The 15,389-nt window shown below is 59.4% G+C and carries 12 protein-coding genes; 5 read left to right on the top strand and 7 right to left on the bottom strand.

Going from position 1 to position 15,389, the window contains the following annotated elements:
* Window positions 1-141 precede the first annotated feature (141 nt).
* Window positions 142-690 carry a cupin domain-containing protein gene (locus KQ933_RS28330; protein WP_216759317.1) on the top strand — a complete coding sequence of 183 codons (549 nt, stop codon included), beginning with the start codon at window positions 142-144 and terminating at the stop codon, window positions 688-690.
* 100 nt (window positions 691-790) lie between these two features.
* Here the strand turns inward: KQ933_RS28330 and KQ933_RS28325 are convergent, their stop codons facing one another.
* Window positions 791-1,909, bottom strand: coding sequence for an ABC transporter ATP-binding protein (locus KQ933_RS28325; RefSeq protein ID WP_216759316.1), 1,119 nt, complete (start codon window positions 1,907-1,909; stop codon window positions 791-793).
* A gap of 205 nt (window positions 1,910-2,114) precedes the next feature.
* Window positions 2,115-3,314: an ROK family transcriptional regulator gene (locus KQ933_RS28320; protein ID WP_216759315.1), complete on the bottom strand. Its 1,200-nt coding sequence runs from the start codon at window positions 3,312-3,314 to the stop codon at window positions 2,115-2,117.
* Window positions 3,315-3,470: 156 nt separating this feature from the next.
* On the opposite strand from KQ933_RS28320, the gene KQ933_RS28315 reads away from it, so the two are divergent.
* Window positions 3,471-4,442, top strand: coding sequence for an ROK family protein (locus KQ933_RS28315; RefSeq protein WP_216759314.1), 972 nt, complete (start codon window positions 3,471-3,473; stop codon window positions 4,440-4,442).
* Window positions 4,443-4,458: 16 nt separating this feature from the next.
* Window positions 4,459-6,195 (top strand): GH116 family glycosyl hydrolase, encoded by a 1,737-nt coding sequence (locus tag KQ933_RS28310; RefSeq protein ID WP_216759313.1) that lies wholly within the window; start codon window positions 4,459-4,461, stop codon window positions 6,193-6,195.
* A gap of 106 nt (window positions 6,196-6,301) precedes the next feature.
* Here the strand turns inward: KQ933_RS28310 and KQ933_RS28305 are convergent, their stop codons facing one another.
* The 3 genes from KQ933_RS28305 to KQ933_RS28295 are packed head-to-tail and all read right to left on the bottom strand — an operon-like array spanning window position 6,302 to window position 9,284.
* The gene (locus KQ933_RS28305) at window positions 6,302-7,120 is read right to left on the bottom strand and encodes a carbohydrate ABC transporter permease (RefSeq protein ID WP_216759312.1); all 819 of its coding nucleotides are present in this window, start codon (window positions 7,118-7,120) and stop codon (window positions 6,302-6,304) included.
* The gene (locus tag KQ933_RS28300; protein WP_216759311.1) at window positions 7,117-8,070 is read right to left on the bottom strand and encodes a carbohydrate ABC transporter permease; all 954 of its coding nucleotides are present in this window, start codon (window positions 8,068-8,070) and stop codon (window positions 7,117-7,119) included. Before KQ933_RS28300 ends, KQ933_RS28305 begins: the two co-directional genes overlap by 4 nt.
* On the bottom strand, window positions 8,067-9,284 hold the full coding sequence (locus tag KQ933_RS28295) for an ABC transporter substrate-binding protein (RefSeq protein ID WP_253958356.1): 1,218 nt from the start codon (window positions 9,282-9,284) through the stop codon (window positions 8,067-8,069). The genes KQ933_RS28300 and KQ933_RS28295 overlap by 4 nt, the downstream gene beginning before the upstream one ends.
* 249 nt (window positions 9,285-9,533) lie before the next feature.
* Here KQ933_RS28295 and KQ933_RS28290 point away from each other — a divergent pair, with 249 nt between their 5' ends.
* Both KQ933_RS28290 and fba read left to right on the top strand, forming a co-directional pair.
* Complete coding sequence (locus KQ933_RS28290; protein WP_216759309.1) at window positions 9,534-10,835, top strand: glycoside hydrolase family 28 protein; 1,302 nt, start codon at window positions 9,534-9,536, stop codon at window positions 10,833-10,835.
* Window positions 10,836-10,995: 160 nt separating this feature from the next.
* Window positions 10,996-12,060, top strand: coding sequence for a class II fructose-bisphosphate aldolase (gene fba, locus KQ933_RS28285; protein ID WP_216759308.1), 1,065 nt, complete (start codon window positions 10,996-10,998; stop codon window positions 12,058-12,060).
* Between the two features lie 3 nt (window positions 12,061-12,063).
* Here the strand turns inward: fba and KQ933_RS28280 are convergent, their stop codons facing one another.
* Both KQ933_RS28280 and KQ933_RS28275 read right to left on the bottom strand, forming a co-directional pair.
* Window positions 12,064-13,809, bottom strand: a complete 1,746-nt coding sequence (locus KQ933_RS28280) for a glycerol-3-phosphate dehydrogenase/oxidase (RefSeq protein ID WP_216759307.1) — start codon at window positions 13,807-13,809, stop codon at window positions 12,064-12,066.
* Between the two features lie 12 nt (window positions 13,810-13,821).
* Window positions 13,822-15,357, bottom strand: coding sequence for an FGGY-family carbohydrate kinase (locus tag KQ933_RS28275; protein ID WP_216759306.1), 1,536 nt, complete (start codon window positions 15,355-15,357; stop codon window positions 13,822-13,824).
* Window positions 15,358-15,389 lie beyond the last annotated feature (32 nt).

The raw sequence follows: 15,389 nt of genomic DNA, 5'->3' as shown, positions 1-15,389 counted from the left end.
CTTGTCCTCCATTGGCTGCAGCAAACGTCCGCTAATTTCCTTGATCGAACAAGTCTTTTTCATTGGGTGCATAAGCTATTGATTTTACGAACTTGTGTTCGTAAAGTTTTCGGTATTTTGAACAACGCAAACGGTGCATGCATGTCGTTTGATATAGGCAATCGTCTTCGCTATGTCCGAACCGCCCACAAGCTTTCGCAGCGTGAACTGGCAAAGAAGACAGGGGTGCGAAATTCGACGATCTCGCTCATCGAATCGAACGCTTCGAATCCCTCGGTCGGCGCGTTGAAGCGCATCCTGGATGGCATTCCGATCGGGCTTGCGGAATTCTTCGCACTGGAGCCGGAGAGGCCCAAAAAGGCCTTTTACGCTGCCGAGGAACTGGTGGAGATCGGCAAGGGCGGCATCTCATACAGGCAGGTCGGCGAGAGTATGTTCGGCAGGCACCTGCAAATACTGAAGGAATGCTATCAGCCGGGTACCGACACGGGAAAGGTGCCCCTCGTCCATGAAGGCGAAGAGGGCGGTATCGTCCTCTCGGGGCGGCTCGAAGTCACCGTCGACAATGAACGGCGGATCCTCGGGCCGGGTGATGCCTATTATTTCGAGAGCCGTCGTCCGCATCGCTTCCGATGTGTCGGCCCCGTTGTCTGCGAGGTCGTCAGCGCCTGCACGCCCCCGACCTTCTAGGGACGGCCCACAATGCGGGCAGGAACCCGGTCAAGCGCCGTGGAGCTTCCGACGACGCCGATATTGCGATCGTCATGGCTTGCTCCGGGAGCGAGGACTGTCACACAGCGTCAGCTTTCAGTCTCGTAAATGCCGCGCCCGAAAGCTTGTCGAATACGTGGACACGATGCTGCTCGACGACAAGCTCGAGAATTGATCCGTCTGTGATCGCCACATGATCGGGAAGATGGATAACCGCAGAGGTTTCGCAGGATTCGACCGTGCCATAGACATAGGTTTCCGTTCCGATGCTTTCGGCATAGTCAACATGATAGCGAACGCGAAGACCGTCGCGGGTTTGATCCCGCGCCAATCCGAAATGACTGGGACGGACGCCAAGCGTGACCGCCTGGCCGATCTGGGCATCGGGGGCCTCCAGCGGCACGTTGAGCGCACCGAATCCAGGCACCTGCAGGGCTATCCCCCCGGGGCCAAAGGAAAGCAGTTCGCCTTCGAAAAAATTCATCTGGGGGGATCCGATAAACCCTGCGACGAACCGGTTCGCCGGCGTCTCGAAAAGCTCCAGGGGCGTGCCGATCTGTTCGACACGGCCGGCATTGAGCACGACGATGCGGTCCGCCATCGTCATCGCCTCGATCTGATCGTGCGTGACATAAATCATCGTTGCGCCCAGGCGCTTGTGGAGCCGGCTGATCTCGCCTCTCGTCTGTACGCGAAGTGCTGCGTCAAGATTGGACAGCGGCTCGTCGAAAAGGAACAGCTTGGGGTTTCGAACGATGGCTCGTCCGATCGCCACACGTTGCCTCTGTCCTCCCGACAGCTGTTTTGGACGCCGCTCAAGAAGTGGTTCAATCGCCAGCATCCTGGCCGCTTCCATGACACGGGCATCAATTTCGGCTCGCGTCATTTTGAGGTTTTCGAGGCCGAATGACAGGTTTTTCGCGACGGTCATGTGCGGGTAAAGTGCATAGGACTGAAACACCATCGCAATTTCTCGTTCGCCAGGGGCGGCCTGCGTAACGTCCTTGTCGCCGATCAGGACGCGTCCTCCCGTGACGTTCTCAAGTCCGGCGATCAATCGCAGAAGGGTCGATTTCCCGCAGCCGGATGGGCCGACCAAGACAACGAATTCACCCTCGTTCACATCAAGATCGATGCCGTGCAGAATACCGTGGTGGCCAAAGCTTTTTCTGACATCGTTCAATCTCAAACCGGCCATGTCCACTGTTCTCCCAGTAAGCTATGTCAAGCGAAGGTCGCTGATCGAGGCATAATTCAGCCGGCACTTTGCGGGGAACGAATTAGTTCGTCAAGATGACGAACATGAATTTTGCGCTTGCAGATGTTTCCATCCAGAGCGCGCCTGTCCGGATTCGCTTTCAAATGAGATGGGCGGGCGCGCCGCTCCTGGCTGCGGATCGTCCTCAGACCGGCGGGGGGAGGCGCCGTTGCTCGGGAAGGGCCTGCGGAGAAAAGAGAAGGTTGTGCAGGTGGTTGAGGCCGATGGCGAGCGCTCCAATCAATGTGGCGCGGCTGCCGAGGGCGCTTGCTTCGACGGTTATCCTGCGCCGGCTGGCCTTGGCGATGCCTTCGCGAATGCGCTGGACCATCAGCGGATGGCGGCCGATGCTGCCCCCAATAATGATGATGGTAGGATCAACGATGGCGTTCACGGACACGATCAATAGCGCCGCAATGTCTCCGACTTTCCGGATAACCTTGGCTGCAATCGGATCCTCCTCTTCGGCAAGCCTTAGGATATCTCGAACGGACGTGTCCTTTGCGCCACCTGAACGCTGGTAGAAGTCGCTGATTCCTTGCGCTGCAATGGCGCATTCCAACGCCCCGCGTTCCAGGCTGTCCTCGGCATAGGGATCGGCTCCGAACGGCAGGTAGGAAATCTCGCCTGCTGCGCCGCTCGCGCCACGCATCAGTTTGCCGTCCTGAAGCACGCCAAGGCCGATACCGGTACCAAGCGAAATGAATGCCACCGTATCAACCGCGACGGCGTGGCCCTGCCAAGACTCGCCTATGGCGGCTGCGTTGACGTCATTCTCCAAGACCACTGGACATGCAAGCCGATCTGCGAGCGTCCTGGCAATATTGATGCTGTCGAGGTCGACAAGGTTCGGGGCCATCGACAATGCGCCGGTCGTGGGTTCAACGACGCCAGGGGTTGCGATAGCGGCCACGAGGACATGCTCGCGCGCCACTCCGCTCTCGGCGAGAATTCGAGCAAGGGCTGACTCAACCTGTTCCAGCTGATGATAGCCACCACGACGGTCGGAAGGATATTCTATCTCTCCAACGATGTGGCCCACGATGTTGCCGAGCACGACCCGCGTTGTCGTTGCGCCCATATCGACGCCGACGGCATAGCCGGCGGTGCCGTTCACCTCGTAGGTAATGGCGCTGCGGCCGATGCGGCCGGTCGTAACGCCTTTTTCGCGAACCCAGCCGGCTTCTTCCAGAGTTCTGATGACCTCGGACATTGTCTGCTTGGAGAGCCCGGTGATCTTCGACAGGTCCGCCCGGGATGTTGGGCCGGTATGCAGCAATACGTCCATGACGGCGCGAACCGAAATCTGTCGCAGCACAGGAGGTGCGTTCTCAGTCAATGCCATGAGCCAAATATTCCGGTCGATATACGATTCCGCTTTTCGTCTGCATCTGCTTTTTCCACGAATGCCCGCCAATTTCAAACTGGTTGTTGACAGACCAAAGGCTCACCAATAATAAATTCGTCAACCTGCCGAACAAATATATAAAGAGAGCTGCGTTTGTCAAATATCTCAACTATCGCGCCAGATCTGCGGCCGGCGGTTGGCAATCGCCGCACGAAAGCTCCGGGTCTCGTCGCCGGTGTTGATCTCGGTGGCACGAAAGTGCTCGCGGGCCTATCTGACCTTGACGGCGACCTGCTGGCGACGATGGAAGAGCCGACGGCGCACGGCGAAGGCGCTCCTGTTCTCAAGCAAATTGTGCGCATGATCCTGACTCTTGCGGAGAGGCACCGCGATCGTGGTCCCTTGCTCAAGGCGGTCGTTGGCGTGCCGAGCGCCGTTTCGCCCTCCACTGGCCTTGCCTCCTTGTCGCCGAATCTCGCAATCCCGGCGGACAAGCCGCTTGCTCGCCTGCTTGAGGCCGGGTTGCCCTGTGGCGTGGTTGTCGAGAATGACGTCAATCTGGCAGCGTTTGCCGAGGCGACCCTCGGAAAGGCGCGAGATTGCACTTCTGTGGCCTTCATCGCCTTCGGAACGGGGGTTGGTATGGGGCTTGTTATCGACGGCAGGCTTTTTCGCGGTCACCACGGCCGCGCCGGGGAGCTTGGTCTTCTACCGCTCGGCACAAATCCGCACGATGCCGCACCGAAAGCAAGGGCTGGCCTCTTTGAGGACCAAGTCGATTCGCCGGCCGTTCGTGCTCTCTACCGAGATGGAACCGTGCCGGTGAGCGAGATCTTCCTCAGAGCGGGTTCAGGGGACGGGGAGGCGGCCGCTGCCATCGCAACGCTCGCAAAGTCCGCATCGGTCGGCCTCGCGTCCATTCAGGCGGTCTTCGATCCAGCATTGATGGTACTCGGAGGCGGCATCGGCTCGCGTCCGGAATTCGTCGAGCTCGTCTCGCAGCATATGTCGTCCCTGCTGCCGTTTGCGGTGCAGATTGAACCGACTTCTCTCGGTCCAGAGGCCGGAATGCGCGGTGCCCTGATGCTTGGTTTGCACGAACTTTCCAGCCAGGCTGCCGCATAAGAACAGGAGTTCGCCCATGACGAAGCCACGTCCAAAACCGCGTGTCCTTAACCCGCTTGCCGATGGGCAACTCGTATCGGAAAAGCCGGTCCAACTGCCGTTCATGGCACCGCGCCTGCAGGGTGATTGCTGGCCGGACGGCAAGATCGAAATTTCTGTCTGGGGTTGTGGAAAGATCGCGAACCTGACCTTCAGCGGTTGGCGTGGGCCTTTCATCTATGCGCCGAACCGCGTCGAAACCAGCGGCGGCGGCCTTTATGTGGCCCAGTCGGCACCGGTCGTGTTTTTGAAGGGGGCGAAACTGCGAACACTCATACCCTCGCGTCGTTGCGCTTGGTGGGGAAGCACCACGAAACGCGAACCGGTCGAGCGGCTGGGTGAACGGCGGATTGCCAGAACGGGATGGGGTGTCGCAATCGCCGAGCAGCGACCGGCCGGCATATTTCTCAGTGCAGGCGCATCGATCGAAGAAGCCACCAGGGCTCTCGACCTCGCTCAGGAGGACGTGATTGCGGAGGCCAACGCCTATGTAGCGCGTTGTGATGAGATGCCCGAGGCTTCTCCACTGATGCGCAGCATGGTTTCGCAGAGCCTTCATGCCGCACTTTCAAGCATTCGTCAGGACGAGCATGGGGATTTTGGCGGCCTTGCTGCCGGCCAGGCCTACAGCGCGCCGGCACGAACCTATTATCGCGACGGGTACTGGACGCTTCAGGCCCTGCTGGCGCGTGCACCCGATGCCGTACGCTCGCAGATCGAGCTACTGGCGCGCGGCATACAGCCTGACGGGGAGGCGCCGAGCGGCGTCATCCTGACCGGGCCGGCACAGGCCGAGGAATGGGAGAAGGTTCGCAGATCGCATCCACAGATCAAAGAGGAGCACCTGCGTCCAGGAGATTGGTGGAGCGACCACTTCGACAGTCCGTTGTTCTTCATTCTGACGATCGGCGACTATATCCGTTCGACGGGTGACAATTCTCCGCTGTCTGCTCATTGGGACAAGGTCGTTGCCATCCTTGATCGCTACTGCGCCTTGGATGAGGCCGGAAACGGCCTGCCGGTCAAGCCTGCCCACGATCGCGATTGGGCCGACAACGTCTACCGCCACGGCTACGTGTCATATGATATCGGCCTGTGGGTCGGTGCTCTCGACGTGATCGCCGCTTACGGCGAGGCAATTGACGAAAATATTGCCGCCAAGGCAGCCGCCATCGCCAAAAGAGCTCGCGCATCGATTGACGACGTCCTTCTTCAGGAAGGCGGAACCTATGCCGACTATGGGACGAAACAGGACTTCGTCGAGGATCATATGACGCTCGACAGTCTCACGCTGCTTCGGTACCGAGCCGTTTCGGCAGAAAGCGCAACAAGGGTTCTGGCCAAGGTGGCGTCGACCCTGGAAAGCCGCAGCAACAGCGATCAGCCCTACGGTGACTGGGGCGTCATGTGTGCCTTCCCACCCTTCAAGAGGCCTAAAGACACCCGCTCAAAATCGGCCTTTGCATATCGCTACCACAATGGATCGGACTGGCCCTACCTGTCGGGTCTTTATGCCGAACAGCGCCTGGTACACGGCCTTGCGGATGCGGAGTATCCGCTGCTGCGCTGGTGGGAAACCTGCCTGGAAGAAGGGTGGATGGGCGCCGTCGAATATTTTGCGCCGCCATGGGGGCGCGGCTCGCTGCTCCAGGGATGGAGCAGCATGCCGGCGATGGCTGCCCTTGCGCACAAAGACAAGCTGCGTTTGCGATGAGCTGAGACGTCGGCTCCGCAGAACATCGTCACGACCTTGTGGGGGGCAAACAATGCAAAAAAGCCGCCCGGAGGCGGCTTTTTCATTTGCTCGGGACCGGCTTTGGCTACTCTTTGGTCGCTCCGGCCATCAGCCCGCTCATCAGCATCCGCTGAAGGGCGGCGAACATGACGAGCACTGGCAAGACCGAGAGTACCGACATCGACAGCAGTCGCGGCCAATTGATGCCAAATCGTCCAACCGTATTGGCGAGCGCGACCTGGACGGTCCATTTGTCCTGATCGGTGATGATCAGGAACGGCCATAGGTAGTCGTTCCAGCGCCAGACGAGGTTGAACGCGAGAAGCGTACCAATTGCTGGGATCGAGAGCGGCACGATGATGCGCAAGAGGATACGCCACTCGGGCGTTCCGTCGATCCTGGCGGCCTCCAGAAGACTGTCGGGAATGTTCGTAATGTATTGCCGCATCAGGAACACCCCGGTCGGCGTCGCAGCGGGGGCGATGATGATGCCGGCGAGCGTATCGAGAAGATGAAGATCGCGCAGGACAAGAAATACCGGGATCATGACGATCTGCAGCGGCACCATCAGCGATGACATGATCAGCAGGAAAAACAGGGTATCGCCTTTGAACCTGAATTTCGCAAGCGCATAACCCGCCATGACGCTGATGGTGACGGACAGCAGTGCCGAGAGCACGGAGACGATCGCCGAATTGCGAAAGAAGATGAGGAATTTGGCTCGCGACACCGTTTCGATGAAATTCTGCAGCGTTACATGGGCTGGAAAAATGGTTGGCGGCCACTGGAATATTTCCTGTTGCGATTTCAGCGACGACAAGAACAGCCACACCGGCGGCATCAGGAAGACGAAGAGCGTCAGGGCCACGAAGGCGAGCCGCCAGGGCGAATAGATCCGTGTCATGTCTGGCTCCTCGACAGGCGCAACTGGACGATCGTCAGCAGCAGAAGAATTGCAAAGAGAACCATCGACTGGGCAGCGGCAACGCCGGCCTGCATCGGCTTTTGAAACGCCGTATCGTAGATCGTCTGGATCAGATAGACCGTCGCCTTTCCTGGCCCGCCCCCCGTCAGAGATACGACGAGCTCATAGACCTTGAAGGCCTCGATCGAGGACAGCACCAGAACCACCGCCATTGTCGGCCTGAGGAGCGGCAACGTTATATGTGTGAACTGGCGCCATTTGCTGGTGCCATCAATTGATGCGGCTTCATAGTAATCCGCCGAGATTGCGGTGAGGCCGGCGATGAAGATCATCATGTTGAAACCGGCCTGAGCCCATACCCAGGCGATGATCATCGCAATCTGAGCCATGGTATCTTGTTCGAGCCATGGAACGGGAGCAATTCCCGCAAGCGATAGCAGATAGTTGACGAGACCGTTGTTCAGGCCGAAAAGCCAGCGCCACGAGACGCCGATGATCAGCAGGCTGATCATCGAGGGAAAAAAGACGATCGTCCGGACAACTGCAAAGAACCTCGTCTGAGGCGACAGAAGCAGCGCCAGTGCCAGGGAGGCGACGATGTTCAGCGGTACCGCGATAACAACGAAGACGACCGTCTTGACGAGCGAGGTCTGAAAGTCGGCATCGCTCAAAAGCCCAAGGAAATTATCAAAGCCCACATATTGCGGAAGAGTGCTCGGCACCTGCGGGACGACCACCACGCCTCGCTTGAAGAATGCCATCATGAGGCCCTGGACAAGCGGATAGAGAGTAAAAGTAACGAGCAATGCGATCGTCGGCAGCATCAGCAGATACGGCCAACCGAGATTGAAAAGGCTGTTGCGCCGGCCTTTCGGCACCGGGTGGAAACCCAGTGCCGAACTGCCTTGTTGCGGGATCGCCGCCGTCACTTGCTCGCCTCAAGCGAACCGTCGGCGGCTTTCTTGATCTGCGCGATCGCCTCGGCCGAGGAAATCTGACCGGCGACAGCCTGAGTGACGGCGGTCTTGACCGTACCCCAGACGGCCTGCATTTGCGGCCAGGCCTGATCTGTCGCCGCGTAGACGGGGCTCGCGTTCAGTTCGTTCTGCATCGTGGTGATCGCCGCCGTCGCAGCCGGATTGTCATACTTGACCGGGGGTGCCTTGAGGTTGGCGGGGATCATGCCGAACGTCTTGGCGTATTGCGCCTGGATCTCGGGCGAGGTGACCCACTTTATGAATTCGATGGCTTCCGGCAGGTGTTGGCTGGTGTTGAAGGCGACGATGTAGTCACCCCCATAGATCGATGAAGCAACCGTTCCACGCGGCGTCGGTCCGGCCTGCCAGGCGAATTGCGCATTGGTAGCCAGGCCGGCGATCTGCCAGCTGCCGGACATATAGGCTGCCGCCTGACCTGCCGTGAAAAGTTCCTTTGGATTGTCCGAGCTCGCGCCGCTCCACAGGCCGGGCGGCATGGCAGCCTTGGTGATGTCGATGAATTTATCGAGCGTGCTCGTCCAGGCCGCCTCGTCCATCACGACCTTGACGGGTTCCTTCTCGGTGTAGATGTGGTTGCCATATTGATATTCGTGAACGATCCAACGGCTCGCCGAAACATCCCAGACCAGCGGATAGCGAGTGCCGGATTTCTCTGCGACCTCCTTGATCTTCGGAATGAACTCTTCCCATGTCCAACCGGTCGCCTGGTCCGGGATGGCAACGCCTGCCTTTTTGAAGGCGTCAGCGTTCAAGAAGATGCCAGTCGAAGTGACGCGCAGGGGTGCGGCAATCACCTTGTCGCCAAGCTTGGCTCCATCGGCCCAACCCTTGACGAAGTCGTTGATCCATTCCGGTCCAATCTCCTTGCTGAGGTCTGCCAGGAAGGGCCTGATGACCGGCTCCATGGAGGATGTCAGCGACAGATCCGGCATGATCCCCGATGCAGCATATTGCTGGAATTTCTGAATCATCCCGTCATAGGGTGTAATTTCAAGGTCGAAGGTCGTTTCGGGATGCAGCTTCGTGTACTGATCGAGGAGCGCGCGCGTATCCGCTTCCTCTTGATCGTTTTCGACATACCATACGAGCTTGAGCTCAGAGGCCGCGGCGAAGGACATTGTCATCGCCAGGGCGCTGGCGGTCATTAGAATTGTCTTTAGCGTTTTCATAGTTCTCCCTCTCTGGCTTGTCATTCTGACATCCGAAATGAACGGCCTGCAACTGAACTCCCTCAGGCCTTTGTTCGTAACCATGACGAATTAAATACGAGTTTTCCGGACTGTCAACACAACACATTCGGTTCAATGTGATTTAGTTCGTCCTGTTGACGAATAAATGCCGCATGCTATGAAAAGCCCAGAACAGGCGGAGGCCAGAATAGGCGGAGGTATGTGATGGAGATATTCGTCGAAGCGGTGGACGGCGGTATTCAGATGGCGCTCGATACGATCGCGGCAGCGGGAGGCGGAACGGTCTTCCTTCGGCCGGGCCGTCACTCCACAGGCGCGCTCCGATTGAGAAGCGATGTTACCTTGCATATCGAGGAAGGCGCTGTCCTCGCATTCGTGGCCGATTATGAGCTTTATTCCGAAAATGCCGTCAGCGTGCGCGCTGAGTCCTCAAACCGCGCCTATATCGTCGCGCAGGAGGCAATGAATATTGCCATCGTCGGCAAAGGCTCGATCGATGGACGCGGCGATGCCTTCCACACTGGCTTCGACGAGGGGGTGGGCACCTTCACTCCGGTAGCCGAACGTCCACGCGTGATCGTTTTTGAGGATTGCACCAACATTCGTTTGGAAGACGTCCACATTACGGATTCGCCTATGTGGACGATCCATCTCGTGCGCTGCCGGGATATCGGCGCTCGTGGGCTTCGCGTCTCCAATAACCGCCAGCTCCCCAATACGGACGGGATCGTTATCGACAGTTGCAGCGACGTCACGATTTCTGAAGCCGTCATTCGCACCGCCGATGACGGTGTGTGCCTGAAGACGAGCTTGAGCGACAAAGGAATTGGACGCTGCGAGCGGATCGAGATCTGCGATAGTGTGATTGAGAGCAAGAGTTGTGCTCTCAAAATCGGCACGGAGAGCTTCGGCGATGTATCTCAGGTCCGATTCCTGCGCTGCCGGATCGAGAATTCGAACCGTGGTCTTGGCATCTTTTCGCGCGATGGCGGCAAGATTGAAGACGTCGTTTTCCGCGATATAGAGCTCGATTGCAGCGAGACGCCTGATGGGTTCTGGGGCTCCGGAGAACCGTTCACGATAACCAAGCTCACACGCCGCCCGGAACGCCCCGCAGGAGCAGTCCGGATGGTGCTGGTCGAAAACGTCTCGGGGCGAAGCCACGGTGCCGTCAATCTCTTTGCGGAGGAGCCGGGCGGTATCGATGGGATCGTTCTGCGCGGGATCGATATCAAAATGGACGAAGGGCCGCTTGGCGCCGCAAAGCGGTACGACTTGCGACCGACAAATGCCGATCTGGCGCCGCCGAAGGGCGCGCAGGGGCGCGGCAACGCCTGGGTGCGAGGACAGGACGGGCAAATCGTCGGGCTTTTCGACTATCCAGGGGGATTGCCGGGCGTTTTTGCGCAAAATGTGACAGGGCTCGAGTTGGAAGACATAACGATCCGCCGGCCAGAACCGCTGCCTGCAGGATGGAACCCGGCAACCACAGTGCTGATCTCCTGAGACCGGCATGGCCTCTTTTCGACACTGAATGCTCAGACAAGGAGAAAATCATCAGAAAATTTGTGATATTGTGATTTATACTTGTTCCACTTTTGTGAGTGTGCGATCCTTCTAGACTGAAGCCAACGATTTCGACGTGCTTCACGTGAGGGGGTGTTCAATGGCGCGCATTACGCTCAGGCAGTTGCTGGATCACGCGGCGGAGGAGGGCTACGGCGTTCCCGCCTTCAACATCAACAACATGGAACAGGCGCTCGCCATCATGGAGGCCGCAGATGCGGCCCGCGCCCCCGTCATCATGCAGGCATCACGCGGCGCGCGCGCCTATGCGCATGACATCATGCTCAAGCACATGATGGACGCGGTCGTCGAAATCTACCCGCATATCCCGGTTTGTGTGCATCTCGACCACGGTAACGACCCGGCCAGCTGCATGACAGCCATTCAGGCGGGCTTTACCTCTGTGATGATGGATGGCTCGCTGAAGGCGGATGCGAAGACACCCGCCGACTGGGACTATAATGTCGGGGCGACAAAGCGGGTGACCGAGATGGCCCATCTCGGCGGCATTTCCGTTGAAGGCGAGCTCGGCGTGCTTGGCTCTCTGGAGACCGGGATGGGAGAGGCCGAGGATGGACACGGCGCGGAAGGCAAACTGTCTCACGACCAGCTGCTGACCAACCCGGACGAGGCGGTGAAGTTCGTGCGTGAAACACGGGTCGATGCACTGGCAATCGCCATGGGGACCTCGCACGGCGCCTACAAATTCACGCGCAAGCCTGATGGTTCGGTGCTGGCGATGAATGTCATCGAAGAGATCCACCGCAAGCTGCCGAACACGCACCTCGTCATGCACGGGTCGTCGTCGGTGCCGGTCGAGCTGCAGGAGATCATCAACAAATACGGCGGCCAGATGAAACCCACCTGGGGCGTACCGGTCGAAGAGATCCAGCGCGGCATCAAGAACGGCGTGCGCAAGGTCAACATCGACACCGATGGCCGTATGGCCATGACCGGGCAGATCCGCCGGGTCCTTCAGGAAGATCCGAGCGAATTCGATCCCCGCAAATATCTGAAGCCGGCAATGGCTGCACTCACCAAGCTATGCAAGGAGCGCTTCGAACAGTTCGGCACCGCCGGCATGGCGGATCGGATTACGCCCCTTCCGGTTTCGGCGATGGCAAAGCGCTATGCATCCGGCGCGCTCGATCCGGTGTTTTCCTAGATCTCATCGACTGACGGGCCGGACGCTTTTTCCCGGTTCGATATCCGGTGTCCCGGCTGACAGCGTCTGGCCGTGAAACGCCTTGAGCAGGGAGACGACATCATCGGTCTCACGCTCAACACGCGGAGCATCCCAGCCGAGTGCTTTTGCGGCGATGCCGGCAATATCCGTCAACCCTTCGTAGCTCAGCTGGCCCTCGATTGCGATCGTCGTGCGCCGGAGCACGATATCGGAGAGGTGAACCACAAGCTCATTGCGTGCGATCCAGTCGATCTCCCGGAAACTATAGTGTTCGGCAGCCGATACGCGCCGCTCGTCGGAATGATCGGAGGGGGAGATCACCATCGCCTCGGCCGTCGTCCCGTAGCGGTTCAGAAGTTGTTCTGCGCGTGCGGCGGTGATGCCTGCAGCCTTCGCGATCCTGTCGACGAAGACCCGCCTCGCCTGCGCGTCGGCCGGAAATGCCTTTCCGCCGCCAATCGGAAGGTAACGGGTCGACTGCTTGCGCGAACGCTCCAGCCGGGAAAGAACGGTGTCGGCAACCTCCTCGGCAAAACCGCGAAACGTCGTCCATTTGCCGCCGACGAGCGACATGATGGCAAATGGCCTCTGGTCGTCCGGTTCGATGACCGGGGCTGAATGGTCGCGGCTGATCAGGCCAGGGGCAGTTCCGTCGGAGGCCGGAAGCGGCCGGATGCCGCTATAGGTGTAGACGATCTGGTCGCGATCGAAGCGCAATGTCGGAAGCAGCGATTGCAAGCTCTGCAGGAAATAATCGATTTCTGGATCCTCGCAGCGCACAGTGTCGGGATCCCGGCTTGGAATATCCGTCGAGCCGACGAGCGCCAGTCCGAGATAGCCGTAGACCAGGCAGATGCGGCCATCATCGGCCTCGAAATAGATCATATGGCCGTTCAGGCTGCGAACCAGTTCTGGATGATCGATCAGGATATGGGAGCCCTTCGTGCCGCCGATCAGGCGAGAGGGCGCACCGAGTGCTTCGTTGACATGATCGATCCACGGCCCGGCCGCGTTCACGACGAGCCTCGGCCGGACCGAGAATTCAGTTCCATCCTCTTTTCGGAAAGACAGGCGGCCTTCGGATCTGGCCGTCAGGGTGGCAAAATTTGCCGCGGCACAATGTGGGTTCGCCTCAAGCCCGTCCTTGACGAGTTCGTAGACGAGGCGCTCCGGCCGGCTGATCTTTGCGTCGTAATAGATCCCGCCGGCAACGATGTCCGGCGTGACATGCGGCATTTCCTGCCTGGCCTTCCTTTTCAGGATCAGACGGTGGCGCGGCATTACACGATCGCGCGAACCGAAGAAGTCGTAAAGGGAAAGACCGATCTTGATGAGCACGGCTCCGCGGCTGCGGGGCGCGGTCTTAGAACCGGCCAATGTCCTGAGTGCCGCCCAGATGCCGCGTGTCCAGGAAAAGACCGGAATGAATGTCGGCAGCGCCTCGACGCAATGCGGCGCGTTCTTCAAGAGCAGATTGCGCTCCAGAGTGGATTGGGCGACCAGGCCGAATTCCCCGGTTTCCAGGTATTTCAATCCACCATGTATGAGGCGGGAGGGTGCTGCACTCGTTCCGGAACCGAAGTCCGACTTATCGACGATCATGCAGCTGACGCCCTGCAGCGCCAGGTCGCGAAACAGGCCGGCGCCATTGATGCCTGCTCCGAGGATGACGACGTCAATGTCGTTCTCGCTTGTATCCGGGCTGCGCTCGAGAGGGGTGAGGGTCATGGCACTGTCGTCCTAAACTGCGGCGTCTGCCGCGCTTTCCTGCGCAAGGCCAGCGATCTTTGGCCAGAGCGGCTTCATTGTTTCGGCGATCTCCAGGAACAGCCGGTAGCGCTTGTCATAGTCGGCGCTGCGGATGGGATTTGGCATGCAGTTTTCGCCCTGTTTTTTCGTCGTCGACGCGCTTTGCGGATCTGCGTAGATACCGGCGCCTGCGCCGGCGCAAAGTGCGGCTCCCCAGGCGGCGGCCTCGTCGGTGCCAGTCACCGTCACGGGCATTGCAAGAATGTCGGCAAACATCTGTACGACGGCGGGGTTGCGCGATACGCCGCCGGCAAGCCGCGCCTCCGTGAAGGCAAAGCCGTCGCGCAGCGCATCGACATGGATGCGGTGGTTGAATGCGATCCCCTCCAGCACGGCGCGCAGCATGTCACCGCGGTCATGCCAGCCGCCGAGTCCGAAGAAAGCCGCGCTTGCCGAAGCGCCATAAGGCGATCCGTAGAGATAGGGATGGAAAAGTACGGGAGAGGGGCGCTCGAAAGCCGCGTCGATTTCGGATGCGAGCAGAGCGTGGATGGATGTGCCGTCGGCGTCGCAACGTGCCCGATCGCCGGCGCATAGTTTTTCGATGAACCATTCGTAATTCGCGCTCGATGCAGGCGAAATCGACATGCTGTTCCAGACGCCCGGTGCAATTCCGTTGCGGCAGAACCAGCGTCGATCGACGCGCGGTTCAGAAGACAGCGTCTCATTGATCGAATAGGTTCCAGCAATGACGGCAACGACGCCATCGGCATAACCACCCGCGCCAAGGGCGGATGCGGTGACATCATGCAAGCCGGCAGCCACAGGCGTGCCCTCGACAAGGCCGGTCAGACGCGCCGCATCGGCTGTGATCCGTCCAACGATCTCGTCCGAGCGTGCGGCAGGCGGCAGAGTGCCAACAAGCGCCTGCAAGCCGAACAGACGCAGGGCGTCCTCGCTATAGTCTTGTGTCCTTACATTGGTGAATGAGGTGCTGGCTTCGGTCCGATCTGTGCCGACAGTGCCGGTCAGGCAAAAGCGCAGCCAGTCCTTGCAGCTCATGATGTGGCCGATACGCTTGAACCGTTCCGGCTCATGGTCGCGCATCCAGGCCAGTAGCGCCGACGGCGCCGAGACATGCGGGACTTGACCTGTCAGCTCGATCGCCTCTTCGGCGACCTTATTTTTCATCCACTGATCGACGATATCACCTGCGCGGCTGTCCAGCGATACGATGCCGTTGCCAAGCGGCATCTCCGACTGATCCAGCACATAGATTCCGTCGCCATGCGCCGTTGCCGCGACGGCCTGGATATCGTTTGCCGGGCGGCCGCTGAGAGCAATGGCCTCGCGGATCGCTTCGGCCGTTGCGGTCCACAATTCGTGCATGTCCCGTTCCACGAACCGCGGCCTCGGGATGAGCTGGGTCACGCGCCGCCGCGCGACGGCGATGGGTGTGCCGTCTATATCGAAAATGACGGCCTTCGTGACAGTCAGGCCACTATCGATCCCGAGAAGGCTCGGCATGCGTATTCACCTTTCTATCGTGACCGGGCAGC

The sequence above is a fragment of the Rhizobium sp. WYJ-E13 genome (assembly GCF_018987265.1).
Lineage (GTDB): Bacteria > Pseudomonadota > Alphaproteobacteria > Rhizobiales > Rhizobiaceae > Rhizobium.
Note: the sequence above shows the minus strand (reverse complement) of the source record. Positions and strands in the feature narration are given on the sequence as shown.

What these genes read in the sequence shown, in the direction of transcription:
- KQ933_RS28330 (WP_216759317.1), top strand. Translation starts at nt 142, where the DNA reads ATGTCGTTTGATATAGGCAATCGTCTTCGCTATGTCCGAACCGCCCAC.
- KQ933_RS28325 (WP_216759316.1), bottom strand. Translation starts at nt 1,909, where the DNA reads ATGGCCGGTTTGAGATTGAACGATGTCAGAAAAAGCTTTGGCCACCAC.
- KQ933_RS28320 (WP_216759315.1), bottom strand. Translation starts at nt 3,314, where the DNA reads ATGGCATTGACTGAGAACGCACCTCCTGTGCTGCGACAGATTTCGGTT.
- KQ933_RS28310 (WP_216759313.1), top strand. Translation starts at nt 4,459, where the DNA reads ATGACGAAGCCACGTCCAAAACCGCGTGTCCTTAACCCGCTTGCCGAT.
- KQ933_RS28305 (WP_216759312.1), bottom strand. Translation starts at nt 7,120, where the DNA reads ATGACACGGATCTATTCGCCCTGGCGGCTCGCCTTCGTGGCCCTGACG.
- KQ933_RS28295 (WP_253958356.1), bottom strand. Translation starts at nt 9,284, where the DNA reads ATGACCGCCAGCGCCCTGGCGATGACAATGTCCTTCGCCGCGGCCTCT.
- KQ933_RS28290 (WP_216759309.1), top strand. Translation starts at nt 9,534, where the DNA reads ATGGAGATATTCGTCGAAGCGGTGGACGGCGGTATTCAGATGGCGCTC.
- fba (WP_216759308.1), top strand. Translation starts at nt 10,996, where the DNA reads ATGGCGCGCATTACGCTCAGGCAGTTGCTGGATCACGCGGCGGAGGAG.
- KQ933_RS28280 (WP_216759307.1), bottom strand. Translation starts at nt 13,809, where the DNA reads ATGACCCTCACCCCTCTCGAGCGCAGCCCGGATACAAGCGAGAACGAC.
- KQ933_RS28275 (WP_216759306.1), bottom strand. Translation starts at nt 15,357, where the DNA reads ATGCCGAGCCTTCTCGGGATCGATAGTGGCCTGACTGTCACGAAGGCC.